This window comes from Erwinia typographi, from assembly GCF_000773975.1.
GTDB lineage: Bacteria > Pseudomonadota > Gammaproteobacteria > Enterobacterales > Enterobacteriaceae > Erwinia > Erwinia typographi.
Window position 1 is genome coordinate 21,018 of record NZ_JRUQ01000057.1, and the last position, 23,232, is coordinate 44,249.

The window sequence follows — 23,232 nt, forward strand, 5'->3', positions numbered from 1 at the left end:
CCTCTCTTATTAACGACCCTGACGGTCACAGCGCCAGGCGATCCAGTTCGCCGTACAGTGCCTGACTGTTGAAATAGATACGGTTAAACACCGGCTGCATTCGCTGATAGATTGCCTGCCAGGCCGGATCGGGCTGTACCTCCTCGCTGTAGCGCACAAAGTGGCTGGCAGCGGCGGCCGGACTGGAAAAATGGCCCACGGCTGCCGCTGCCAGCGCCGCACAGCCGATGACGCTGCACTCCGGTTCCTGCGGCACGACCAGCGGAATACCATAAATACTGGCTTTGATTTTCAGCCATAGCGCCGATTTAGCCCCGCCGCCTGAGGCCACAACGCGCTCAAGACGCTGCCCGGAAGCCTGCTCCATGATGTTGATATGCCGCGCCGCCGCAAAGGCGACGCCTTCCAGCACCGAACGGTGCAAATCAGCCAGGCGATGGTTTGCCGCAATACCGAAGTACTGGGCCCGCGCATTGCGGTATTGCCCCAGCCGCTCACCCGCCAGGTAGGGCAGGAAAAACAGCCCTTTCGATCCGGCAGGCGCCGTCTCAGCACAGGCGCTGACCTCGGCATAGCTCAGCGCGTTATCATGAAATGCTCGCCGCGCCCAACGCATACCGTCGCCGCCCGTTTCCAGCAGCACGAAGGCGCCCCAGTCGCCCAGGCAGGTGGCGACGTTGGAGATTTCCGCGTCCAGCAGCGGCTGCGGGGCAATCGCAGTAATAATGCAGGAAGTGCCGGTGACGTCTGACACCAGCCCCGGCCGGGAAACGCCCGATCCCAGCAGCGCCATCGGATAATCACCGCCACCGACCAGCACCGGCGTCCCAGCCTGTAGCCCGGTGTCACGGGCGACCTCGGGAAGCAACGTCCCCAGAATCTCCTGCGCATTAAGAATTGGCGGCAAAATTGCCGCGTTCAGTCCCAGACAGTCCAGCATATGCTGTGACCACTCGCCGCTTTTGGGATCCATCAGAAAACTACAGGAAGCTTCCGTTCTGTCCTGAGCGATTTCGCCCGTCAGTCGGAAGTTGATGTAATCTTTCGGCATCAGTACCGTGGCGGTTCGGGCCAGCGCCTGTGGTTGGTTATCCCGCAGCCACTGCAACTTAAAACCAGGCCAGGCAGGCGTTGCCGGGTTGCCGCTGTGGGATAAATAGCTTGCGGCGTCATACTGCTGCTCAAAAGCCTCAACCAGCGGGGCGCTGCGCTTATCGTTCCATAACATCACCGTCGGCGAGGCAAGCTCTCCGTTAGCCTCCAGCAGCACGGTGCCGTGCATCTGCCCACAGGCGCAGATCGCGGCAATCCGCTCGCGCGCCTGTGGATAACGCGCCAGTACCGCAGTAATACTCTCGGTGACGCCCTGCCACCACTCCAGCGGTGATTGCTCTGACCAGCCGTACTGCGGCACAATCTGCTCGTGCTCGCGGCTGGCGATGGCGAGGATCGTCCCTTCGCCATCCACCAGCGCCGACCGCACGCTGCCAGTGCCGACATCAATTGCGAGATAGAGATCTTTCATCTGCTCCTCCGCCCCTAGCGTTTCAGCCAGCCGGTCCCTTTTTGTAATAGCATGGCGATAACGATGATCACCCCCATGCAGACCTGCTGGTGATAGCCCGGCACGTTGATCAGGTTCATGATGTTGCCAATCACGCCAAACACCAGCACCCCCAGCAAGGTGTTAAATACGCCGCCACGACCACCGGCCAGACTCGCTCCGCCGATCACTACCGCGGCAATCACATCCAGCTCTGCGCCAACGCCCACCGTCGCCGAGCCAACGCCAGAACGGCTGGTAATAATCACGCCCGCCAGCGCGGCCAGCGCGCCGGAAATGGCATAGACCGCCAGCACATAGCGCGCCACCGGAATACCGGAAAGGTGCACGGCCTCTTCATTTGAGCCAATCGCTTTGACCAGGCGGCCAAACCTGGTCAGGTTCAGCAAAATGGCGGCCACGGCAAAAATCGCCAGCATCAGCACCACTGGCAGCGGCACCCCAAACCAGGCCGTGGTGCCGAAAGAGGTGATCGCTCCCCCCTGCTCGCCCATCATGATTGGCTGACCGTTAGAGACAATCAGCGCAATACCTCGCGCCACCGCCATCATCGCCAGCGTCATGACAAAAGGTTGCAGGCGCAGATAAGCCACCAGAAAGCCGCTGACGATGCCGCAAACCGCGCCAACCAGCAGCACAATGCCAATCGAAGCGCCCGCGCTATACTGCGAAACCACAATGGCCGACATCACGCTGCCGAGTGCCGCGATTGACCCGACCGACAGATCAATTCCTCGCGTCATAATCACCAGCAACATGCCAACTGCCATGATCCCGGTGCCGGAAACCTGACGCAGCACATTCATGATATTGCGTTCACTAAAGAACGAAGAAGAGAGCGAGGCGGCGCAGGCCACCAGGATCAGAAAAATGAGGGTGGTGCCGTAACGGCGAAAAAACTCACCGGCATCAAACTTGTTTTTACGCGTGGTGTTATTAACTGAAAGGGAGCTCATCAGGCATTCTCCGCATGTGAAAGTGAGGGGTGATTCATCATCGCCATGGAAAGCAGGTTCTCTTCGGAATAGTCGTCCGGCCACAGTTCACCGCAAATGGCGCCTTCCGACATCACCAGCACGCGATCGCACAGACCAAAAAGCTCATGGTGTTCAGAAGAGATGACCACAACCGCCATCCCCTCCTCGGCCAGCCGTTCAATTAACTGATAAATTTCACGTTTAGCGCCAACGTCAACGCCGCGCGTTGGTTCATCAAGGATGATCAGCTGGCCGCCATGGTTGAACCATTTAGCCAGCACAACCTTTTGCTGATTGCCGCCGGATAATGAGGAAACGGCCGCATCGACCCCGTTACTTTTCAAGCGCATTTTCTGGGCCAGCGTTTCCACCACTTTGCGTTCGCGTCCGCTCTGAATAAAACCCAGCGGAGCCAGCACGTCCTTACAGTTCGCCATGGTGACATTCGCGCGGATGGTCATATTCAGCACCACCCCCTGCCCTTTACGATCTTCAGGCACCAGCGCAATACCGGCGTTTACCGCCTGTTGAGGGGTACGTAGCCGCACTTTGTTGCCGTTCAGATAAAACTCGCCGCTGTCGCAATGGTCAGCGCCAAAGATCAGCCGGGCCACTTCGGTACGACCCGAGCCGACCAGGCCGCCAAGGCCCAGCACTTCTCCGGCTTTGACCGAGAAGCTGACGTTGCGCACTTTGTGGGAGTTGAGCTTATGGACGCGTAAGACTTCATGACCCGGTTCACGGGTCGTGCGTTCGCCGAACAGCTGATCGATCGGACGCCCTACCATCAGCCGGATGACTTCAGCAATCGGGCACTCCTGCGGAGTTTTAGTGGCAACCCACTGACCATCCTTGAGTACCGTCATTCGGTCAGCAATGCGATAGACCTCATCAAGGCGGTGCGAAATGTAGACAATGGCCACGCCGACGCTACGCAGATCGCTGATGATCTCCAGCAGGCGATCGGCGTCCTGCGTCGATAGCACCGCCGTCGGTTCGTCAAAAACGATAACGCGCGCGTTTTGGGATAAGGCCCGGGCAATTTCCACCACCTGCTGATGAGCCACGCTCAGGTTGCCCACCGTGGCAGCCGGATCGATCTCAAAGCCCAGACGCCGCAGGATGTTGCCCGCCCGCGCCCGCAGCTTCGACCACGAGATAAAAGCCGGCAGCGCATGCAGAAAAATGTTCTCTGCCACGGTCAGTTCCGGTGCCAGCGCCATCTCCTGATGAATAATAGTAATGCCGCGCGCCATCGCGTCACTGGGGCCTTTGATCTGGATTCGTTCACCGTTATCAAGCACCTCTCCGCTGTCCGGGGTGATTTCTCCGCCGAGCACGCGCATCAGGGTCGATTTTCCGGCGCCATTTTCGCCCAGCAAGGCGTGAACTTCCCCGCTGGCGAGCTGCAACTGGGCCTTGTTCAGGGCATGGATGCCGCCAAATGCTTTCGTAATGTCACGCAGCTCAATCAGTGACTGAACCATATGAAACTCCCCTGCTCAGTGCAGCAGCGGACGCCAGCCCGCTGCTGCGATAAAATCAGAAAATCGAATTCGGTTTGTAGAATTGATCGACGTTTTCTTTCGTCACTGCGGCTGGTTTGGTGTAGTAGACTTTCGGGAAATCGGCAGGGAGCTTGCCGCGCAGCGCCTCGATGGCATACTGCGCCGCCAGGGTGCCCGTCTGGTCCGGGTCGTTAAGACCGGTGACGCCATATTTGCCCTCTTTGATCAGACGGTATGCCTCTTTCTGACCATCCGATGCGGCGACCAGCGTCACTTTGTCCGCTTTGCCGGCCTGCTCCAGCGCCATGCGGGCGCCCAGCACCATGGAGTCGTTTTCGCCAAACACCACGTTGATATCAGGATGCGCCACCAGCAGATCTTCCATCGCCTTCAGGCCGCCTTCCTGCGTCCAGTCACCCCATCCCTGACCGACGATTTGAAAACCGGCGGTGCTGCTCTGCTGTAGCTGTGCTTCGGTCAGCCCCCGGATTACCCCCAGACGGCGTTCCTCTCCGACGACATTGCCCTTCGAACCTGAAATAAGCGCAATTTTCATCGCCTGGCCTTTCATCTTCTTAGCCAGCCAGCTCCCTATCAGGCGGCCGTTTTGATCGTTAGAGGATTGCACCAGCGTGACGTAATTGGCGCGTGGATTTAGCGCGCTATCGAACACCACGACTTTGATGCCCGCCGCACTGGCCGCATTGACAGCGGTCACCAGCCCCTCGGGATCTCTGGGGTCAATCACCAGCGCATTCACCCCGCGCGCCACCATATCTTCAACGTCGCTGATCTGCTTGGACATATCGTTCTGGCCATCGGCTGTGGTGATCTTGCACCCCATCTCTTTTGCTTTTTTGGAGGCAGCTTCCAGCGCGGCGGAGTAATAAGGCGCACCGAGAGTAAACATGGAAATTCCGACCAGACACTCATCGGCGGCACGGGCAGTACCGGCGAACAAACTGGTAAGGGCAAGGGCATAGCATGTAAGGCGATAGGGTATACGCATGATGTTCTCCTGGGCATTCCGGTAAAAGGCAAAACGGGAAACCTGTTGTTATGTAATAGCGACTCGACTGACCTGCCTTTTTGGTATTATTATTACCAAACACAAAAACATTAAAACCAATATTGATGGCTTTATGCACGACATCACAAAATTTTAACTTCACATAACATTTATTGTGTTTTTAAAATCCCCATAATGTATTTTTAATACCAAATAGAGATGAACAGGAGCGCAGCACGATGAAGATGTGTGAACCAGCCAGTTGCCAGGTCGACCTGGTCCGTGGGGTGATGAATAACGAGAGTGGGCACTATCAAAAACGCCTGTCAGACCTCGAAGGGCTGTATGCCGACAGCGCGGCCTTTGCCTTATCTGTCTCAGAACTCGGGGAGCAGGTGGTCTACGAAGTCACGGAACGTCGTCCAGAGGGAACGCAGGGCGATATGATTTTTGGCGTAACCCGCATGAGTCCGGGGAAAATAGGTAATGAGTACTACCTGACCCGCGGTCATATCCATGCTCAAGCCGACCGGCCGGAAATCTATTACGGCCAGAGCGGGCGCGGCATCATGCTGCTTGAGTCACCTGAGGGTGAAACCCGTACGGTAGAAATCACCCCGCAAAGCATCTGTTACGTGCCGCCTTACTGGATACACCGTTCAGTGAACGTCGGCGATGAAGATCTGATCATGGTGTTCGCTTATCCCGCGGATTCCGGGCAGGACTACGACATCATTGCCCGATCGGGCGGTATGCGTAAGCGCATTGTCGACGATGGTCGGGGGGGATGGCAGGCCGTGGATAACCAGCACTACCAACCGCGTTCACAGCAGCAAGTGTCCCATCTCTTCCAACCTACTCTTTGATGGATAACCACCATGAATAATCCATTCTCAACCTTTGAACAGACTGGCGTAATCCCGGTCATTGCCATTGATCGTGTCGAAGATGCCATACCGCTGGCGGATGCACTGCTGGAAGGAGGCCTGCCGCTGGCGGAGATCACTTTCCGCACCGCAGCGGCAGCGGAAGTGATTGCGCGTATCCGTCAGCAGCGCCCGGAAATCCTGGTCGGTGCCGGAACGCTACTGGATGCCGAATCGGTGGCGATTGCCAGTCAGAGTGGCGCGGCATTTGGCCTGGCACCCGGGACCGATCCTCGGGTGCTGGAGGCAGCGCAGCAGCAGGGGATGCCTTTTGCCCCAGGTATTATGACCCCCAGCGATTTGTCGCTGACGCTTCCTTTTGCCACGAAAGTTGCCAAATTCTTTCCGGCCGGGATCATTGGCGGCCCCAGCGCCCTGCAGGGGATCAGCGCCCCGTTCTCTCACCTGGGCATCCGTTTTATCCCTACCGGCGGGATCGGTGAACAAACGCTCGCAGACTGGCTGCGTTTGCCGATGGTACTGGCCGTCGGGGGAAGCTGGATTGCGCGTAGCGAAGACATCCGCGCCGGAAATTTCCGTCAGATAACCCGCAATGCTCAGGCCGCACGCGCCATCGTGGCACAGGTCAGGGAGGCGTCCGCATGACCACATTCGTAGCCGCTACGCAGCCAACGCTCTATTTTATCGGCGTCACCACCGGCAGTAGCTCAATCATGAAGGTGTTTCCCGCCTGGGCGGACTATCTGCGGCTGAACAATGCGCAGATAAAAGGGATCGATTTTCCCCTGAATGCTTCGCCGGAAGCCTATCGCGAAGCGGTGGAATTTATCAAACAGGACCCGCTGTCGCTGGGTGCGCTGGTGACCACGCATAAAATCGATCTGTTTAACAGCTGTCGCGATCTGTTTGATGAGATCGATCCGCTGGCCGCCTTGCTGGGAGAAACCAGCTGCCTGGCTAAGCATAAAGGTAAGCTACACAGCTATGCGAAAGATCCCATCTCCTCGGGTCTGACGCTGGAAGGCTTTTTACCAACAGAGCATTTTGCCAGTCAGACGCGTGACGTGCTGATTTTCGGCGCTGGCGGCGCCTGCATCGCCATTAGCTGGTATCTGATGCACAGCGCACGCGGCAAAAATGTTCCGCGACGCATTATCGTCAGCGATCGCAGCCCACAGCGGCTGGACGAACTGTCGCGATTGCATCAGCAGTTTAACGCTGAATTTCCTGTCAGCTATCACCAGGCTGACAGCGCTGCCGACAACGATGCGCTACTCGCCAACTTGCCAGCAGGATCGCTGGCGATCAACGCCACTGGCCTGGGTAAAGATGCGCCCGGATCGCCGCTGAGCGCGCAGGCACGCTTCCCTGAGCGTGCCATCGTCTGGGAACTCAACTATCGCGGCGAGCTGCTGTTTTTACACCAGGCTGAAGCGCAGCAGGCCGCAAGCCGGTTACAGATTGAGAATGGCTGGCACTACTTTATTCATGGCTGGACCCAGGCGATCGCCGAAGTCTTTGACCTGCCCGCCTCAGCGGTACAGGGCCCCGCTATCGATGCCCTGTCGCGGCTGGCCGGGCGCGCATCAGGCCTGACTCCCCTGGAGAAACAATCATGAATCGCATCCTTGTGACGCCGCGCTCCCTGACCAGCGGCGGCCATCCCCTGCTGTCGCAACTGACCGATGCCGGTTATGAAGTGGTGTTTTCCACCCCCGGCAAACTGCCCGATGAAGCTGAGCTGTTAAATAAGCTGCCGGGGTGCGTGGGCTGGCTGGCTGGCGTGGAACCTGTTTCTGCCCAGGTGATCGATGTCGCCAGACAGCTTAAGGTGATCAGCCGTAACGGCGTCGGCGTGGACAACTTACCGCTACCGGTTCTGCAACAGCGAGGAATCCGCATCTGTACCGCTGAAGGCGCTAACGCCTCTGGCGTCGCGGAGCTGGCGATTGGCCTGATGTTTGCCGGGTTACGCCATATTCATACCACCAGCAGCGGCATCAAAACCGGCCAGTGGCCGCGTCATCAGGGCCATGAAATTCGGGGACAGGTGCTGGGCGTGCTCGGCTGTGGAGCGATCGGTCGGGAAGTGGCCCGCCTCGCCTGTGCGCTGGGCTGTAAGGTACTGGGTTTCGATCCGCTCCGGCCCACTCTGGACTTACCGCCAGCCCAGTTCCAGTGGGCTACGCTCGATGAGATCTACGCTCAGGCCACGTTAATCACCCTGCACTGCCCGCCGCCACGAGATGGATCGCCCTTAATCACTGCCGATGTGCTGGCCCGGATGCGCGACGGCACTATACTGGTCAATACCGCCCGCGCGGCGCTGGTGGATGATGAGGCGATTATTTCCGCGCTGGACAGCGGCAAGCTCACCGCTTACGCCACCGATGTGTTCAGGCAGGAGCCGCCGCAATCTCTGGCGCTGGCCGGACACCCTGGCGTTATTGCCACCAGCCATATTGGCGGTTTCACCCTCCAGAGCGTCGATCGCGCCACCGAAATGGCCGTCGCCAACTTGCTCAACGTGCTGCGGCAGGAGGAATAATGCCGGTTACCTGTCGCGCCGCAACGTTCACCACCTCGCTAGTCACGCAGCTCGCCACGCCGCCAGTGAAAGAGGGGATCGATCTTTACTGGCTGGGACAGGCCGGTTTTGTCTTGCGTAGCCAACAGCATTGTCTGGTTATCGATCCCTATTTATCCGATTATCTAGCCCATAAATATCAGGGCCGTCCATTGCCGCATCAACGGATGATGGCGGCGCCGATCGAGGCTGGCGAACTCGGAATGACTTCGCTGGTGATGGTGACGCATCATCACAGCGACCATATGGACCCCGACACGCTTCCCCCTTTACTTGCCGCCGCGCCAGCTGCGGTGGTAGTGGTTCCCCGGGCTTCACGAGCGCTGGCCGCCCAGCGCAGCGGTCTGCCCGACGCTGCGCTATGTACGCTTGATGCCGGAGAGTGCATAACCCCCCTCCCCGGCGTTACCCTCACCGCAACGCGGGCCAGCCATGAAACGCTGGAGCGGGATCAACAGGGGAATCATCGCTTTTTGGGCTATGTGATTGAGACCGCAGGCATCCGTATTTTTCACTCCGGAGATACCATTCCTTTTGCCGGACAGGTTGAAGAGCTGCGCGCCCTGAATATCGATCTGGCGCTGCTGCCGGTCAACGGACGCCGTGCCGAGCTCAGCGCGCAGGGCGTACCGGGTAATCTGACGCTTGAAGAAGCATGCCAACTTTGCCAGCAGTGTGACATCCGTTATATGATCGCCCATCACTACGGGTTGTTTGATTTTAATAGCGCCGATCCAGGGGATATCGATCGCTACGCCAGTCAGACTGCCACGCCAACGATTCTGCGTGCCAGATTGCAAACGCAGTACCATATTCAAGATGAGCCATGAGGCTCAGGGACAGATTAATGGCACAAGACCACAGCCTTGTACGGGAACCGATGCAAAACATATTGGAAATCATCCGTACTTTGCGCCCGGAACTGAGAAAATCTGACCGTAAAGTCGCCGATGTGGTTCTGGACGATCCCCGCCTGATGCTCAATGATACGGTCGCTGAGCTGGCGGGCAGAGCAGAGGTGAGTCAGCCGACGGTACTGCGCTTTTGTAATGCTATCGGCTGCAACGGATACCCTGATTTTAAGCTGCGGCTGGCACAAAGCCTTGCGCTGGGAATGCCAGCCACCCACTCAGAACTTGAGGGCAGCGACACGCCCGACAAAGTGGTTGAGAAGATCTTCGATTACACGCTCACCAGCCTGGACTGGGCGCGTTACCATCTGGATAACCAAGCCGTCAGCGAGGCCATTGATTTACTGGCGCAGGCTAAGCGTATTGAGTTCTTTGGTTTTGGCGCGTCCGGTATTGTCGCCCGTGACGGGCAGCAGAAATTCCCGCTGTTTGGCGTGCCCTGCGGCGCTGAAGTGGATTTTCACCAGCAAATTATGGTGGCGTCGATGCTGCAACCAGGCGATGCCTGCGTGCTGATTTCCAATACCGGCACCACCCGTTCGCTGGTGGATGTGGCCCGCACGGCAAAAGAGAAAGGCGCACAGGTATTAGGTATTGTCGGCTCGGCGCAGGCTCCGCTACGGCCCTATTGCGATGTGTCGCTGGTGGTTGAAACGCTGGAAAACACCAGCCTGTACACGCCGATGACCTCACGTATTGCCACCCTGGTGGTGATTGATGTGCTCTCCACGGCTGTTGCGCTACGCCGCGATAACAACCATCAGCAGACATTTATTGATATGAAGCAGCGGCTGAACGAAGCACGCTTCAAATAAGCCCGGCGTTACCCCGGCGAGCCGGAGGACGAACCAGCGTCTCTCTCTGCCGCCTCGCCCTGCTCCTGCCTGAGTAAGAAATAGCGTTTTTGCAACTGCTCAAGGGCCATTTCCACCTGCCGCTGCTCAATATCCGAGGCGCTGGCGGCATAGCGACGCAGCTGTTCCTCTGCCGGTATGGCGCGGTTGAAGGCCTGAGTCGTGGAATACACGACCGATTTCAGCTCGCTGACCGTCATGTATTTGCCTCGTTGTTCATCCAGCCCGCTTAATTTGCGGGATAATTGCTGTAGCTTTTCCATTCCCTGATGCCAGCCGTTCATTGCCTCCAAGGGTAACGCAGACGTAGTCAGTTTCTGCTGCCACGCCTGCGTCAGCTGCCGTGTCGCGGCGTCTTCCGGCAGGAGCGCCGCCGCCTGCCGCACCAGTTGCTGGCCGTAGTTGAGAGGCCAGTCCTGCGGCAGACTTTGCAAGCGGGTTAGCTGCTGCTGCGTGTCGCTGATGACCGTTGCCGGAACGGCAAGACTTTGGCGAAATATCCGTAGCTCGGCTGACGATAAAGGGGCTGGAAAGGGAGCGACGGAGGCTTCAAGCCGCGAGACCAAAGGGTGCGGGCGATGCAGAAAGTGCCCGCCCGACAATGCCGCGCCGCCAGTAATCAGCATGGCGAACATTCCTGCCACGAACGGTTTCCAGCCGCTTGCCGGCGCAGCTTTATCCGTCACCACCTCCACATTGCGCTGGCTTTCGGGCGGCACCACATAGACCCATTTGGTGGCGTTTACCGGGTCGTTGTTCGCTGCGGTCGGGGCAGTGGATAAACCTTCAACGCCGATGCCCGTCGTCCGCGCCCTGTCGACAGGCAGCACAATAGCAGGGACGGCCGCACCGTCGCTGTTTTCCAGCCGGACTGCGCTGTTATGCATCAGAGTCCGCAGAGTGTCAAACTGACTCAGGTGCTTCAGCTCCAGGCGCTGTAACGCCGCCGCCAGGCTGGTAAACTGCTGCTCCGCCAGGTACAGCTGGCCGAGGTCGCTGTAGCTCAGCGGCAAAGTGCGCATCATCTGCTGTATGCGCTGACTCAGACCGCCGAGGATTTCCATCCGGGCGTGTACCGGCTGCGGCCACAGCCCTGACCACTGGTGGCCAATCAGCGCCTCCAGAATAGCCAGCCCCTCATTCAGGCCACACAGCCCGGCCAGCTGCATACGAGCCAGCGTATACCAGGCCGCGCTCTGAAGCTCCACGCCGTTTTGCTCAAACAGCGACAGGCAAAGTTTTTCTGCGTAGCGCCAGTTCACGTCCGGGCGGGCAGGATGGGAGAGTTTAGACAGCTCATCGCGCAGGGCAGCATAATCCGGCAGCGGGCGCGGGTCGGCACCGGTTTTAAGATAGCGTTCAGATAAATGCGTCATGGAGATAGCTCGAACAGTGGAAACAATATCGTTGGCCGTCAGTCAGTGCGCTGATGCCCGGCCCGCAAGGAAGTGCTGCTGTTTCATATGTCTGATAAGCACCCGCCCTTCCGGCATAAATTCGGTACCATAGCGCACCAGGCCAATGCCCTTCAGTTCAGCGTCAATGGCGTAGCGCAGCTCTCCGGGGATAGTCTGCTCCAGCATCACCACCCTGATACTCTTCAGGCGCGGTTCATATTTCAGCAACACCGTAGAAAGCGTGCCCATTAATTGATGTGACGTGCCGGGAAGCCCCTGCAAGATTTTCGCCATATCCGGCAGGCCGTAGTCCGGCAGATGCGCCAGCGTACCGGCCCGACAGTTGAGAATACGCTGCATATTATCCAGCACGGAGAGGATCGCCTGGTTCTGCTCGCTAAGCAGGTGCAGATCCAGGCCACCATTGAAATTGCCATACAACATTTCATAAAGGGATGGACGCGGCATTGGAGTAATCCTTTACGGGTTTCAACGTCAGGCGGTTATCACCCACCTGAACTGTGACAGAGAAAAATCAATAAGAAATACTTACCCTGCCAGACAAAATCCCGGCCTGCGGCGGACCACGCAAAGCGAAGGCCGGGGTCAAAAGCGAGCGCATTCCTTTCACTGGCGAGCATGACACGGCATTTTCAGGCACTCACTCGCGAAGGGTAATTCCGGATGAGTGGCTGGCGAGAGAGTGTAAAAACCTTATAAAGGTAATTGGAAATTAAAAGATGTAACAAAAAAACACAAAAAACAGGCTTAACAAAATAACAACATCACCATGATTTATAATCATTTTATATCAAAATCCCGCCAGGCCGCACGGAGCAAGGACGCACAGCAACCGGGTAATTTAACTTGAGAGCGATCGTCAGCTGGAAAACGACATTTTGTGAAAAATACCTCTTTTTCTCTTTTATAGAAAAATGAGATCTCGGTGGGGTTTACGCGTCGACCGCAGAGGAAAACATTAATCGTTTTCATGTTATGGCCAACGCCGTGGTGTTTTAAATGGTGATAGCTTGTGTAGTCACCAAAGCTGCCGACAAGATTGAAGCGGCTTTGCGGGTTCGCCGCTGAGAGTTCGGCTAGTCTGACACACCCCTGGCGAAAAAAGTGCCGCTTAGGGGGATTGGCAGGAACTCACGGAAGAGGTCCTGCAACGTCTTCTCAGGGTCCACGTCGGCGAAGCGCTCCGGGTAGAGGGTTTTAGCGATAAACTCGGTTGCCACAACGTGCCACGGGCTGAGATAGAAGTTTTGCCAGAGCACTGCCGAATGGCCGTTGTGCAAGGCCTGCAGCTCACGCAGTCCGTTCTGCTTAGCAGTCAACTCCGCCAGGCTTTTCTGCACCATCGCCGGGGAAATGGCTGGCCCCAGCAGCAAATCGTTTTGATCCCCAGGGTTGCCCGCGCCGGTGGCGATGTAAACATCCGGCTGTGCGGCAATCACCGTCTCTTCGCTCAGGCGACCAAATACGCCCTTGACCGCCTGGCTGGCAATATTATCCCCACCGGCAAAGGTCAGCAGCTCACCGAGGCTCCCTTTAACAGCGGTCACGCAGCATTCGTTACGACGTCCAAGGTGCAGGTGCAGCAACACCCTGGGCTTCGGCCCGCTGTAGGAAGCCAGCCGCTGGTGAATAACCTGCATATGCGTATCATAGAAGCGGGTAAAAGCCTGCGCCCGCGCCTGCTGATTCAGCACATCCCCAAAAATCTGCACGCTCCGCGTGGTATTTTGCAGCAGATGCACGCGCAGATCGATCTTCACCACCGGAATATGCGCGGCTTTCAGCAGGGTTAGCAGCCGTAAGTCCGCATCGTCATAGCGCGCCAGGCTCGGCAGGATCACCACGTCCGGCTTCAGCGCCATCACCTTTTCCGGGTTCATATCATTAGTGCCGCCGATGCCCAGCGACGGGATAGTCAGCATTTGCGGGAACTGTTTGGCGAAAATATCCCAAGTCTGCTGGTCGTATTTCTTTAAATCCAGCGGCCAGCCGACGATGTTTTTAAACGGATTGTCGGGCTCAAGCATGGCCAGCGTATACAGCATCCGGCTTTCACCCAGTACGATGCGCTGTGGCCGATCGGGGATCGTTACCTGTTGGCCATCAATATCCGTTATCGTACGCGCCGCCGACGCTGCCATGCTAAGCACCATAAGCAGCCCGAGCATCATCTTCAGAAGCAGTCCACGGGCAGCGGGCGGGCGCGAGGTTTTTTGTAAGCGAACGGGATTAGAATTCAACACTTGCCTGTACCATCAGATTGCGGGTTTCGCCCTCACGCACGCGCAGATTGCCGCCGCCGGAGGTGTAATAGTGCTTATTGAACAGGTTATTCAGTTCAGCCTGAGCGCATGACGCTTATAAATATCATCAAATACAGGGGGTTACTTCCCCCAGACCGGGTTGGATATAAAGGCGGCCTCAATGTAATTGATAATCATTCAAACATGAAATAATGTAGTAGTAAACATAAAGAAAGCAATAAAAACCACCAAAAACTACAGTTCTCGCCAGCAAAAAAACACGAAAAGCAAAAAAATAAAAAAACTAAAAATCAAAAATTTAAAAAAATAATCATTATTGAAATCGAAGCCTCCTCCTCACCAAAGCCAATCATAAAATGTGTAGTAGTAAGATTTAATTGCTACATTATGCTTATGCAAACATCCCACGGATAAGAGCGAATATGTTAAACAATTCATTTAAATCCAGCGAACGAGTTAAGCAAAATGGCAGCGACTAAGATAAAAAATCGTATTGATTTCTTTGGCGAGCGTTATCGGGCACGGGCGTCATCACTTTCACCACGTCTGCAAACCGTGGTGCGTTATATTCATGAAAACCGTGAGGCCGCGCTGGAGTCCACCGCGATGGAAATGGCCGCCGCTACCGGTACTTCAGATGCTACGGTGGTGCGGGCCGTGCAGGCATTAGGTTTTACCGGGCTGCGGGATCTGAAAAAAACGCTGGCGGCCTGGTTTGGCCCGGCGCTGAATTCAGAAGAAAAGATGATAGCGACCGTCAGCGATCTGGCCTGCGATATCCATTCAGGCATTGATTTCGTCATCAGCGGGCACAGACATGCCTGCGATACTCTCTCCGCCCCCCACAACCGTCAGGCTATTTCTGAAGCGGTAGCCCTGCTGGTTGAGGCCCGCCAGATTGCGCTTTTCGGCATTAACGCTTCCGGGATTCTGGCTGATTACAGCAGCCGCCTGTTTAGCCGCATTGGCATTCCGGCGGTGGCTCTGAATCGCTCCGGCATCGCGCTCGCCGAACAGCTGATAACCCTGCAACGGGGCGACGTGCTGATCATGATGGCGCAGAAATCGGCGCACCGCGAAGGGACGACGGCGCTGCGCGAAGCGAAACGCCTCGGTATGCCGGTCATTCTGCTGACTAATGCCACCGACTCCTTTTTCGCAAGGCAGGCCGACGTGACGATCAACGTGCCGCGTGGCGAAGAGAATGGCCGGATGCCGCTGCACGGCGCGGTACTGCTGTGCCTTGAAATGCTGATCCTCTCGGTCGCTTCAGCGACCTCCACACGGACGATGAAAACCATGAAGCGCATACAGGACCTTAACCGGGGGTTGAAAACCTCATCTAAGAAAATCTAAGCTGATGCCGCAGCGCAAGACTGCGGCACAAGGTCAGGCTTGCAGGCGCTCGCCCGCCGCGCCCGCGCAGGCTGTATTACCACCAGATCTCCATCTGGGCGCCAAACGAAACCTCATCATTATTTCCCCGGCTGAAAGTATGCAGGCTGGAGTCGCTATAGGCCAGATCGGGGCTATAGCCGCTGTCGTCCTGGCTGGCATATCCCCACTTCTCATGCCATTTTGCCCAGCTGGCGAAGACGCGCAGCGCAGGACGCGCCCAGATACTGTCGCCAGCCTGCCACTGCTGGGCCAGCGTCACCTTGTACTGGCTGTTACGCTGACCGGTAAGCTGCGACTTCACGTTATCGTACCCCACTTCCAGCAGCGTGCTCATTATCGGCGTCCATTTGTACATTGGCCGCGCGCCCAGGGTGAACCAACTGGTGCCGTTATGATTATCACGATCGAGATCCTGATACATCGCCACGTACATCAGTCCCCAGCTGTCGTTGAAATCAACCGCGCCATAGTCCAGCACCCGGATCAGGCGGCCATTATTATCGATGGTTGCTCCCTGGCTGCGGCCGTTATTCAGCGTGGTCATAGCGTCCGTTGCGTACTGCACGGCAAACTTGTTAGAACCGTTCTGCATAATTTGTATATGCTCAGCGGTTAGCATCCAGCCATCCTTGCTTGCGCCCTCAGCCAGATGAAACCCCTGCTCTGGATTGGCCCGGCCGTAGTCCACTCCAAGCTCCAGCGTGCCCCCCGCATTGACGTTCAGATCCGCCAGACGGATATCGAAAACATCATTAATAGTCGGGCGTTCCTGCCATTCGTTGTTCAGATAGCCCAGCGAACCGCCGGACTCACCGTTGCGCGTGGCCGCCAACGAAAGCTTACCGAAGCCCAGATCAATATTTTCCAGACCGGCACCCGGCCCGGAGATATCCCAGTAGTAGAAGTCGATCATATGCACGTCATGCCGCTGATAGAAGCGCTTGCCCGCCCAGAGAATCGCGCCCGGCAGCGCATCGATCAGGTTGACGCCAGTGACGTTCACCTCACGGAACCCTGGCGTAACGGCTTCAAAATCAGAGCGCTGTGAAACCGCATACGCCAGCGTGGTGTCGAAATAAAAGCTTTTATCGCCCTCTTTCCAGGCCTGCTGGCCCAGCTTAAGCTCCGCGTAGGTTTCGCATTCATTGCCAAGGCGATACTTGCTGGACGCGCCGGTTGCCTGAAAGCACTGCTGCTCCCCGCCGCTGCCCGCCCACCCGATCCCCGAGCGGGCGTAGCCATGAAAATCCACCGCCATTACCGAAGGGGAAAGAAGCGCAGCGGCAGCCGCCAGCGTAAGTGGGACGGGGCGCAATGAGGAAAAAACGCGACGGCCGGTGTTGCTGAGTTGAATCCTTTTCATTATTTTCTCCAGATAAATACCACGATAAAAAACTACTCTTCGAGCCACCACCAGGCAGCCTCGAACGGCCTTAGCGTGCAGGCCTGCGGATGCGTTGCCGTGTCGGGGTAATTGCCGATCAATAACTGCCAGTGCGGAGAGAGAGGAATGGCTTGCGCCTGCCAGCGCTGCGGTTCCCGGCTCAGGTTAGCGACCACCAGCAGGCGCTGCCCCTGCCAGCCGCGCTGATAGCACCACAGTGCCGGATCTGTCGGCGCCAAATCCTGATAATCGCCAAGCGTCAGCAGAGGGTACTGCTTGCGCAGAGTAATCAGCCGACGGTAGGTATGAAATACGGAGTGGGGATCTTGCAGCGCGGCGCGGGCGTTCACCTGCGGATAATTATCCGCACAGCCGATCCACGGCGTGGCGATACTGAATCCCGCATGATCTGTGCTATTCCACTGCATCGGCGTGCGGCCGTTATCACGAGATTTACTGGCCAGAATAGCCATGATCTCGGCATCACCGACGCCAGCCTGGCGCAACTTAGCGTAGATATTCAGGCTCTCCACATCGCGGTACTGTTCGATGCGGCTGAAGCCTGGATTGGTCATGCCCAGCTCTTCGCCCTGATAGATGTAGGGCGTTCCCTGCATACCGTGGAGCGCCAGCGCCAGCATTTTGGCGGCGGGCTCGCGCAGCTCAGCCTCGTCGCCAAAGCGGGAAACGCTGCGCGGCTGATCGTGGTTACACCAGAACAGGGCGTTCCAGGCCCGGTTGTGCATCCCCTGCTGCCAGCAGCGGAAAATGCGCTTCAGCGCCACGAAATCCGGCGCGGCCAGCGTCCATTTGTCGCCACCGGGGTAATCCACCTTCAGGTGATGAAAGTTAAAGGACATCGACAGCTCGCTGCCATCTTTGGCGGCATAGCGCTGGCAGTGTTCAAGCGTGGTGGAGGACATCTCGCCCACGGTCATCAGCCCAAGCGGCTGGAACACCTCGCGGCTCATCTCGCGGAAATAGTCGTGAATGCGCGGGCCATCGGTGTAGAAACGGCGGCCGTCGCCCTGCTCATCGTCCGGCAGCCCCTCATGCCGGGACACCAGGTTAATGACGTCAAGACGCAGACCATCAACGCCAATACCGGCCCAGAAGCGGCAGATTTTTTTCAGTTCCTCACGTACCGGAGGGTGATCCCAGTTGAGATCGGCCTGCTCAACGGCGAACAGATGCAGATAATATTTTCCTGCCGACGGATGCCACTGCCAGGCCGGCCCGCCAAACTTGGACTGCCAGTTGTTAGGCAGTTCTCCTCCCTGCTGCCCTTCACGCCAGATATAAAAGGGGTGATAAGGACTGGCCGGATCGGCAGCCGCTTTAAACCAGGGATGTTCTGTAGAGGTATGGTTAAACACCATATCCATTACGATGCGGATTTTCCGCCGATGGGCTTCGGCCACCAGCCTTATGAAATCCGCCATCGAACCGTAGGCCGGATCGATGGCGCAGTAGTCAGCCACGTCGTAACCGTTATCAACCTGGGGAGAAACATAGATCGGCGTCAGCCAGATCGCATTGACACCCAGCAGCTGAAGATAATCCAGCCGACGGATGATGCCATTAATATCGCCGGTGCCGCTGCCGGTACTGTCCTGGAAGCTCTTAGGATAGATCTGGTAGATGACGCCATTTTGCCACCAGGGGATAGGATGACTCATTACGGTTGCCTTTTTAAAGTTGTCACGGGCCCGGAATGCCGGGCCAAAAGGTACGATTGATTAAGGAAGGGTCAGACCGGCAGCTCGCCGCGACGGGCTTTATGCCGGTAAACAAACAGGGTCAGCAGCAGCGGGACGACCGTCGCGACCAGCATTGCCAGTGAATAGATCGGCCAGAACTGGGGCTGGATCGACAGGATGCCGGGCACTCCGCCCACGCCGATACCGTTCGCCAGCACGCCGCTCAGGCCACAAATCAGCCCGGCAAGCGACGAACCGACCATTGCGCAGAGCATGGGAAAGCGGTATTTCAGGTTGATGCCGTACATAGCTGGCTCGGTCACTCCCAGATAGGCGGAGATCGCGGCAGGGACGGAGATTTCCCGTTCGTTAGCCTTGCGGCTGATGATAATGATGGCGAGCACCGCAGAAGCCTGGGCGATATTGGACAGGGCAATCAGCGGCCATACCGGCGTGCCCCCGAGGTGTTGGATCATCTGCATATCAATCGCCAGCGTGGTCTGGTGCACGCCGGTGATCACCAGCGGCGCATACAGGAAGCCGAACAGCGCGGCCCCGACCGGCGCCAGGCTGCCGGTCATCACCAGCTTCACCACCCAGGCTACGCCGTCGCCTGTCATGCGGCCGAAAGGACCGATCAGCGTATGAGCAAGGAACACGGCGAGCAGCAGCGAAAGCAGGGGAACGATCACCAGATAGAGGTAAGCAGGGATCAATTTCTTAAGACGAGTTTCAATCCAGGCAAGCGCCATGCCGGCCATTATTGAAGGAATGACCTGTGCCTGGTAGCCCACTTTCTCAATGGTAAACCAGCCAAATTGCCAGACCTCCGGAACCTGCTGCCCCAGCAGATAGGCGTTCATCAGCTGTGGCGAGACGAGCGTGATACCCAACACCATGCCCAATACGGGCGTGCCGCCCATTTTTTTCACCGTAGACCAGCAAACGGCCACCGGCAGGAACATAAAAATCGCCTCCCCCAGCAGCCACAGGAAGTCATACAGGTTTTGCCAGGCGGGATGCATCTGGGCCAGCGTCTGCCCGTTGGAGATCGGGACATCGCCAATAACGTTGCGAAAGCCCAGGATCAGGCCTCCGCTAATCAGCGCCGGTAGCAGGGGGAAAAAAATCTCCGCAAAATGGGAGATGGCCCGCTCGCTCCAGCGCATATTTTGCCGGGCGGCGGCCTTACTCTGTTCCTTATCGCTTTGATTCACCTTCGCCGTGGCAATTAAGACCTTGTAGTAGTCATCGACGTCAGTGCCGATAACCACCTGAAACTGACCGGCGTTGGTAAAGCACCCTTTCACCATTGGCAGGGTTTCAATATCATGCGGATTAGCCAGTTGGCTGTCGTTGAGGACAAAACGTAAACGGGTTACGCAATGGCTGACGGTAGCGATGTTTTCCCTGCCGCCCACCAGGGCGATCAGGCGGTCGATATCCTGCTGTTTAACTTTGCTCATAGAAAATCCTTTTATTTCCCTTTTAATTTCAATCCATTATCTTGAAATCCAGTAAAAAACTTGAGCAAACGCCGCGCTGAATAAGCCCAATATCAAGATTGGCTGGAGCTTAGCCACTCTCCGTTTTCATTGAAACGGGAACGTTCCCATTCTGGAGTGGCGATCACAAAACGTTCGATTAAGGCTGGAGAATTGCAGGGGATTTGAGAGACGGCTTAGAAGTTAACGTCAGGAAAGAGTACAGGGGATCAGAATATGCCGGATGCCGGATTGACCACTGAGTTGAGCCAGCAGTTGTTGCGTAGCCTGCCGTCCCGCCTGGTCGTAGCCGAACTCCACCGACAGCGTGGCGGGAAACAGAAAGCTTAGCAGCGGCGTATTGCCAACCGCGCCAATCTGGATATGGCTGATAGTCTGCTGCTGTAGGTATTTTATGGCGCCGAGCGCCAGGCTGTCCGAGGCGCAGACCAGCGCTGTGGTGTCAGCGGCGATAACGCTGGCGACACGATCAAACCCGTTCTGATAGCTAAGTTCCCCCAGCACCGCCAGCGGGCCGATCGCCAGTCGCTGACAGGCGTCAAGATAGGCCCGATAGCGGCACGCGCCGGTGGTCTCATCACTTTGCTCCACGCCAAGATAGCTGATGTGCCGGTGCCCCTGCTGATACAGGCTATCCATCAGCAAATTGACCGCGCCAGTATCGTCGTAGCAGACGGATGAGAACCCCGGATAGTGGCGAACCATCACCACCATTTTCTCCTGCCAGGCCGCTAACATAGCCTGCGACAATCCATTGAAACCAAACAGGATGATGCCATCAACATGGCGCTGAGCCAGCATATGTAAATGCTCTTCCACCAGTCGCGTATCGAACTGACTCTCCATCACAATCGGGTCATAGCCCTGCTGATACAGCAGCGGCAGCATGGTCCGTACCGCCTGATTTTCGGCGGGTGAATCCAGCCGCGTGACGATAATGCCAACCACTTTATCGCTCTGGCCACGCATCGCCCGTGCGGATTTTGACGGCATAAAACCCTGTTGCCGAATCACCGCCTCGACTTTTTCGCGTGTTTTTTGGCTCACGCTGCCTTCACCATTCATCACGCGTGAGACCGTTGATTTCCCTACCCCGCTGAGACGGGCAATATCCTTAATGGTCAGGCGATTATGCATGGCTGATAGTCTTGAGTGTCCGCAACAGATGCTGCTCAGAGTAGCTTATCTGCCGTCAAAATCCTGCAAAAATCATGTTTAACCGCCTGACAAAGCATTGCTGCGCTCTGCCTGCGAAACAGAAGAGTGAGGCACACATCAATTTTATGCATAAAACTCATGATTTTACTGAAGGTCCCCCGGTTATCCTGTTATTATCAATGGACAGAAATTCGGTATTAAATATCAAATTATATTATTAAAATATTTTTAAATAGCTTACCTGGTTAACGTTAATATGGCATGGCCGTAATATCATCCAGCCAAAGGCAGAATTTTTTAACTTTTTCAGCAAAACAGAAATAAATCCCCTGAAAAAAACGCTAACTCAAGGCCAGTCATTAATAAACAAGCGCTCTTTTACAAAAATTCAAACCGTAAACCAGTGAGGTTAATCTCTTACCCGCCAGCTAAATTTCACCGCAAGCCAGAGCAAAATGACGTGAATGCATTATCCTTACTTAATGTCCAGACAACGGCTTAACCTGTAAATCACCGTCAAGGGCATTGAGCAACATATAATATGAATTAAACAATTTTCACCCAAATACTGGCGCCTGCTTTTCAGCCATTTTTTATGACGGAAGCGATCAAATGCAGCCCGAATATTATTATGTCACGCAGCAAACGGACAAAACTAACAACTACTTACTTCACCGCGCTGGTTGCGTTACCCTGCCGGGAAAAGAGACGCTGACCTTTATCGGCAGCCTCTATAACGCGGTTCAGGCTCTGACGGTGGCGCAGATGCGCGTAGGCAAGAATGTCAAAGCCTGCTATCACTGTTGTTCCCCGCATAATGACGCCAGGCAGCAGCCCAAAAAAATGCAGTACCGCCACCACTCGGATAACTGACTGCCGGAGAACTGCAATGCAGGACGCTCTCCCTTCAATACCTCACAGGGGGCTCTCGCCCCTGTCTGATTTTGTTATCCATCTCGCCGTTTCATCCTGTTTTTGTCATACACTCTGAGTGAAAAGGCATTCAGCTAAGGAGCAACAAAATGAGGTCAGCAAAGCACAGAATTGCGGTGATCCCCGGTGATGGTATTGGTAAAGAAGTCATGCCGGAGGGCGTGAAAGCGATCAACGCGGCGGCCCGCCAGTTTGGCATCAGCATTGAATGGGAATGGTTTGATTTCGCCAGCGCGGAATACTATCAGCAGCATGGGAAAATGCTGCCGGACGACTGGTTTGACACGCTGAAATCCTTTGACGCGATCTACTTCGGCGCGGTTGGCTGGCCGGAGGTTATACCCGATCATCTTTCGCTATGGGGATCGCTGCTGCAATTCCGCCGTCAATTCGACCAGTACGTTAATCTGCGTCCGGTCAGACTACTGGACGGCGTCAAAGCGCCGCTGGCCGACCGCAAGCCTGGAGATATCGATTTTTACGTCGTGCGTGAAAACACCGAGGGGGAGTATTCCAGCGTCGGCGGCACCATGTTCCCCGGAACCGAGCGAGAGATTGTCATCCAGGAAACGGTGATGACCCGCACCGGCACCGATCGCATTCTGAAGTTTGCTTATGAACTGGCGCAGAAGCGGCCCAAAAAGCACCTGACCTCAGCGACCAAATCCAACGGTATCGCCATTACTATGCCCTGGTGGGACAGTCGCGTGGAAGAGATGAGCGGAAAGTACCCGGAAGTGCGGGTGGACAAATACCATATTGATATCCTGACCGCCCATTTTGTCCTGCATCCTGACCGCTTCGACGTAGTGGTAGCCAGCAATTTGTTTGGCGATATTCTGTCCGATCTCGGCCCGGCCTGTACCGGTACCATTGGCATTGCCCCCTCCGCCAATATCAACCCTGAGCGGACCTTCCCCAGCCTGTTCGAACCGGTACACGGCTCTGCCCCCGATATTGCCGGGAAAAATATCGCTAACCCGGTAGGCCAGATTTGGTGCGGAGCCATGATGCTGGAACACCTCGGTCATGCTGAGGCTGCCGAAGCGGTGGTCCGGGCTATTGAGCAGGTTTTGGCGTCAGCCGATAAGAGAGCCGAACTGACGCCTGATATGGGCGGCAGCGGCAATACTCAGGCTCTGGGTTCCGCCATTGCCGCCCTGCTCCAGCCCTGA

At 56.4% G+C, this 23,232-nt stretch carries 20 protein-coding genes; 9 read left to right on the top strand and 11 right to left on the bottom strand.

Going from position 1 to position 23,232, the window contains the following annotated elements; translation table 11 throughout:
- Positions 1-25: 25 nt before the first annotated feature.
- The 4 genes from NG99_RS20110 to NG99_RS20125 are packed head-to-tail and all read right to left on the bottom strand — an operon-like array spanning position 26 to position 5,058.
- Complete coding sequence (locus tag NG99_RS20110; protein WP_034896898.1) at positions 26-1,525, bottom strand: xylulokinase; 1,500 nt, start codon at positions 1,523-1,525, stop codon at positions 26-28.
- Between the two features lie 14 nt (positions 1,526-1,539).
- On the bottom strand, positions 1,540-2,520 hold the full coding sequence (locus tag NG99_RS20115) for an ABC transporter permease (protein ID WP_034896900.1): 981 nt from the start codon (positions 2,518-2,520) through the stop codon (positions 1,540-1,542).
- Positions 2,520-4,028, bottom strand: coding sequence for a sugar ABC transporter ATP-binding protein (locus NG99_RS20120; RefSeq protein WP_034896902.1), 1,509 nt, complete (start codon positions 4,026-4,028; stop codon positions 2,520-2,522). The genes NG99_RS20115 and NG99_RS20120 overlap by 1 nt, the downstream gene beginning before the upstream one ends.
- A 55-nt stretch (positions 4,029-4,083) precedes the next feature.
- The gene (locus tag NG99_RS20125) at positions 4,084-5,058 is read right to left on the bottom strand and encodes a sugar ABC transporter substrate-binding protein (RefSeq protein WP_034896904.1); all 975 of its coding nucleotides are present in this window, start codon (positions 5,056-5,058) and stop codon (positions 4,084-4,086) included.
- 239 nt (positions 5,059-5,297) lie between these two features.
- On the opposite strand from NG99_RS20125, the gene NG99_RS20130 reads away from it, so the two are divergent.
- Genes NG99_RS20130 through NG99_RS20155 form a run of 6 tightly spaced genes read left to right on the top strand, consistent with a single transcriptional unit; the run spans position 5,298 to position 10,258 of the window.
- On the top strand, positions 5,298-5,924 hold the full coding sequence (locus NG99_RS20130; RefSeq protein ID WP_034896906.1) for a glucose-6-phosphate isomerase: 627 nt from the start codon (positions 5,298-5,300) through the stop codon (positions 5,922-5,924).
- A 12-nt stretch (positions 5,925-5,936) separates the two neighbouring features.
- On the top strand, positions 5,937-6,590 hold the full coding sequence (gene eda / locus NG99_RS20135; RefSeq protein WP_034896908.1) for a bifunctional 4-hydroxy-2-oxoglutarate aldolase/2-dehydro-3-deoxy-phosphogluconate aldolase: 654 nt from the start codon (positions 5,937-5,939) through the stop codon (positions 6,588-6,590).
- Positions 6,587-7,564: a shikimate dehydrogenase family protein gene (locus NG99_RS20140; RefSeq protein WP_034896911.1), complete on the top strand. Its 978-nt coding sequence runs from the start codon at positions 6,587-6,589 to the stop codon at positions 7,562-7,564. The genes eda and NG99_RS20140 overlap by 4 nt, the downstream gene beginning before the upstream one ends.
- Positions 7,561-8,493 (top strand): phosphoglycerate dehydrogenase, encoded by a 933-nt coding sequence (locus NG99_RS20145; protein ID WP_034896914.1) that lies wholly within the window; start codon positions 7,561-7,563, stop codon positions 8,491-8,493. The genes NG99_RS20140 and NG99_RS20145 overlap by 4 nt, the downstream gene beginning before the upstream one ends.
- Positions 8,493-9,362, top strand: coding sequence for an MBL fold metallo-hydrolase (locus NG99_RS20150; protein WP_034896917.1), 870 nt, complete (start codon positions 8,493-8,495; stop codon positions 9,360-9,362). The genes NG99_RS20145 and NG99_RS20150 overlap by 1 nt, the downstream gene beginning before the upstream one ends.
- Positions 9,363-9,412: 50 nt before the next feature.
- Positions 9,413-10,258 (top strand): SIS domain-containing protein, encoded by an 846-nt coding sequence (locus tag NG99_RS20155; protein ID WP_034896971.1) that lies wholly within the window; start codon positions 9,413-9,415, stop codon positions 10,256-10,258.
- An 8-nt stretch (positions 10,259-10,266) separates the two neighbouring features.
- Here the strand turns inward: NG99_RS20155 and NG99_RS20160 are convergent, their stop codons facing one another.
- From NG99_RS20160 to NG99_RS20170, 3 genes are all read right to left on the bottom strand, one after another.
- Positions 10,267-11,673: a VasL domain-containing protein gene (locus NG99_RS20160; protein WP_034896918.1), complete on the bottom strand. Its 1,407-nt coding sequence runs from the start codon at positions 11,671-11,673 to the stop codon at positions 10,267-10,269.
- Between the two features lie 42 nt (positions 11,674-11,715).
- Entirely contained in the window at positions 11,716-12,162 is a 447-nt protein-coding gene (gene tssE, locus NG99_RS20165) for a type VI secretion system baseplate subunit TssE (RefSeq protein WP_034896920.1), read from the bottom strand.
- Positions 12,163-12,791: 629 nt separating this feature from the next.
- The gene (locus NG99_RS20170; protein WP_408606421.1) at positions 12,792-13,958 is read right to left on the bottom strand and encodes an ABC transporter substrate-binding protein; all 1,167 of its coding nucleotides are present in this window, start codon (positions 13,956-13,958) and stop codon (positions 12,792-12,794) included.
- Between the two features lie 486 nt (positions 13,959-14,444).
- Here NG99_RS20170 and NG99_RS20175 point away from each other — a divergent pair, with 486 nt between their 5' ends.
- Positions 14,445-15,335, top strand: a complete 891-nt coding sequence (locus tag NG99_RS20175; RefSeq protein ID WP_034896922.1) for a MurR/RpiR family transcriptional regulator — start codon at positions 14,445-14,447, stop codon at positions 15,333-15,335.
- 76 nt (positions 15,336-15,411) lie between these two features.
- On the opposite strand, the gene NG99_RS20180 is transcribed toward NG99_RS20175, so the two are convergent.
- The 4 genes from NG99_RS20180 to treR form a co-directional block, all read right to left on the bottom strand.
- On the bottom strand, positions 15,412-16,740 hold the full coding sequence (locus NG99_RS20180; RefSeq protein ID WP_052130808.1) for a maltoporin: 1,329 nt from the start codon (positions 16,738-16,740) through the stop codon (positions 15,412-15,414).
- A gap of 32 nt (positions 16,741-16,772) precedes the next feature.
- Positions 16,773-18,440 (bottom strand): alpha,alpha-phosphotrehalase, encoded by a 1,668-nt coding sequence (treC, locus tag NG99_RS20185; protein WP_034896925.1) that lies wholly within the window; start codon positions 18,438-18,440, stop codon positions 16,773-16,775.
- Positions 18,441-18,511: 71 nt separating this feature from the next.
- The gene (gene treB / locus NG99_RS20190) at positions 18,512-19,927 is read right to left on the bottom strand and encodes a PTS trehalose transporter subunit IIBC (RefSeq protein WP_034896928.1); all 1,416 of its coding nucleotides are present in this window, start codon (positions 19,925-19,927) and stop codon (positions 18,512-18,514) included.
- 228 nt (positions 19,928-20,155) lie between these two features.
- Positions 20,156-21,103, bottom strand: coding sequence for a trehalose operon repressor TreR (gene treR / locus NG99_RS20195; RefSeq protein WP_034896931.1), 948 nt, complete (start codon positions 21,101-21,103; stop codon positions 20,156-20,158).
- A 633-nt stretch (positions 21,104-21,736) separates the two neighbouring features.
- On the opposite strand from treR, the gene NG99_RS20200 reads away from it, so the two are divergent.
- Both NG99_RS20200 and NG99_RS20205 read left to right on the top strand, forming a co-directional pair.
- A complete protein-coding gene (locus NG99_RS20200) occupies positions 21,737-21,997 on the top strand; it encodes a hypothetical protein (RefSeq protein ID WP_052130809.1) in 261 nt (86 codons plus the stop codon).
- A gap of 149 nt (positions 21,998-22,146) precedes the next feature.
- Complete coding sequence (locus tag NG99_RS20205) at positions 22,147-23,232, top strand: tartrate dehydrogenase (RefSeq protein WP_034896933.1); 1,086 nt, start codon at positions 22,147-22,149, stop codon at positions 23,230-23,232.

Bases quoted from the DNA above. Each gene is read 5' to 3' on its own strand.
- NG99_RS20110 (WP_034896898.1), bottom strand. From the start codon at position 1,525: ATGAAAGATCTCTATCTCGCAATTGATGTCGGCACTGGCAGCGTGCGG.
- NG99_RS20115 (WP_034896900.1), bottom strand. From the start codon at position 2,520: ATGAGCTCCCTTTCAGTTAATAACACCACGCGTAAAAACAAGTTTGAT.
- NG99_RS20120 (WP_034896902.1), bottom strand. From the start codon at position 4,028: ATGGTTCAGTCACTGATTGAGCTGCGTGACATTACGAAAGCATTTGGC.
- NG99_RS20125 (WP_034896904.1), bottom strand. From the start codon at position 5,058: ATGCGTATACCCTATCGCCTTACATGCTATGCCCTTGCCCTTACCAGT.
- NG99_RS20130 (WP_034896906.1), top strand. From the start codon at position 5,298: ATGAAGATGTGTGAACCAGCCAGTTGCCAGGTCGACCTGGTCCGTGGG.
- eda (WP_034896908.1), top strand. From the start codon at position 5,937: ATGAATAATCCATTCTCAACCTTTGAACAGACTGGCGTAATCCCGGTC.
- NG99_RS20140 (WP_034896911.1), top strand. From the start codon at position 6,587: ATGACCACATTCGTAGCCGCTACGCAGCCAACGCTCTATTTTATCGGC.
- NG99_RS20145 (WP_034896914.1), top strand. From the start codon at position 7,561: ATGAATCGCATCCTTGTGACGCCGCGCTCCCTGACCAGCGGCGGCCAT.
- NG99_RS20150 (WP_034896917.1), top strand. From the start codon at position 8,493: ATGCCGGTTACCTGTCGCGCCGCAACGTTCACCACCTCGCTAGTCACG.
- NG99_RS20155 (WP_034896971.1), top strand. From the start codon at position 9,413: ATGCAAAACATATTGGAAATCATCCGTACTTTGCGCCCGGAACTGAGA.
- NG99_RS20160 (WP_034896918.1), bottom strand. From the start codon at position 11,673: ATGACGCATTTATCTGAACGCTATCTTAAAACCGGTGCCGACCCGCGC.
- tssE (WP_034896920.1), bottom strand. From the start codon at position 12,162: ATGCCGCGTCCATCCCTTTATGAAATGTTGTATGGCAATTTCAATGGT.
- NG99_RS20175 (WP_034896922.1), top strand. From the start codon at position 14,445: ATGGCAGCGACTAAGATAAAAAATCGTATTGATTTCTTTGGCGAGCGT.
- NG99_RS20180 (WP_052130808.1), bottom strand. From the start codon at position 16,740: ATGAAAAGGATTCAACTCAGCAACACCGGCCGTCGCGTTTTTTCCTCA.
- treC (WP_034896925.1), bottom strand. From the start codon at position 18,440: ATGAGTCATCCTATCCCCTGGTGGCAAAATGGCGTCATCTACCAGATC.
- treB (WP_034896928.1), bottom strand. From the start codon at position 19,927: ATGAGCAAAGTTAAACAGCAGGATATCGACCGCCTGATCGCCCTGGTG.
- treR (WP_034896931.1), bottom strand. From the start codon at position 21,103: ATGCATAATCGCCTGACCATTAAGGATATTGCCCGTCTCAGCGGGGTA.
- NG99_RS20200 (WP_052130809.1), top strand. From the start codon at position 21,737: ATGCAGCCCGAATATTATTATGTCACGCAGCAAACGGACAAAACTAAC.
- NG99_RS20205 (WP_034896933.1), top strand. From the start codon at position 22,147: ATGAGGTCAGCAAAGCACAGAATTGCGGTGATCCCCGGTGATGGTATT.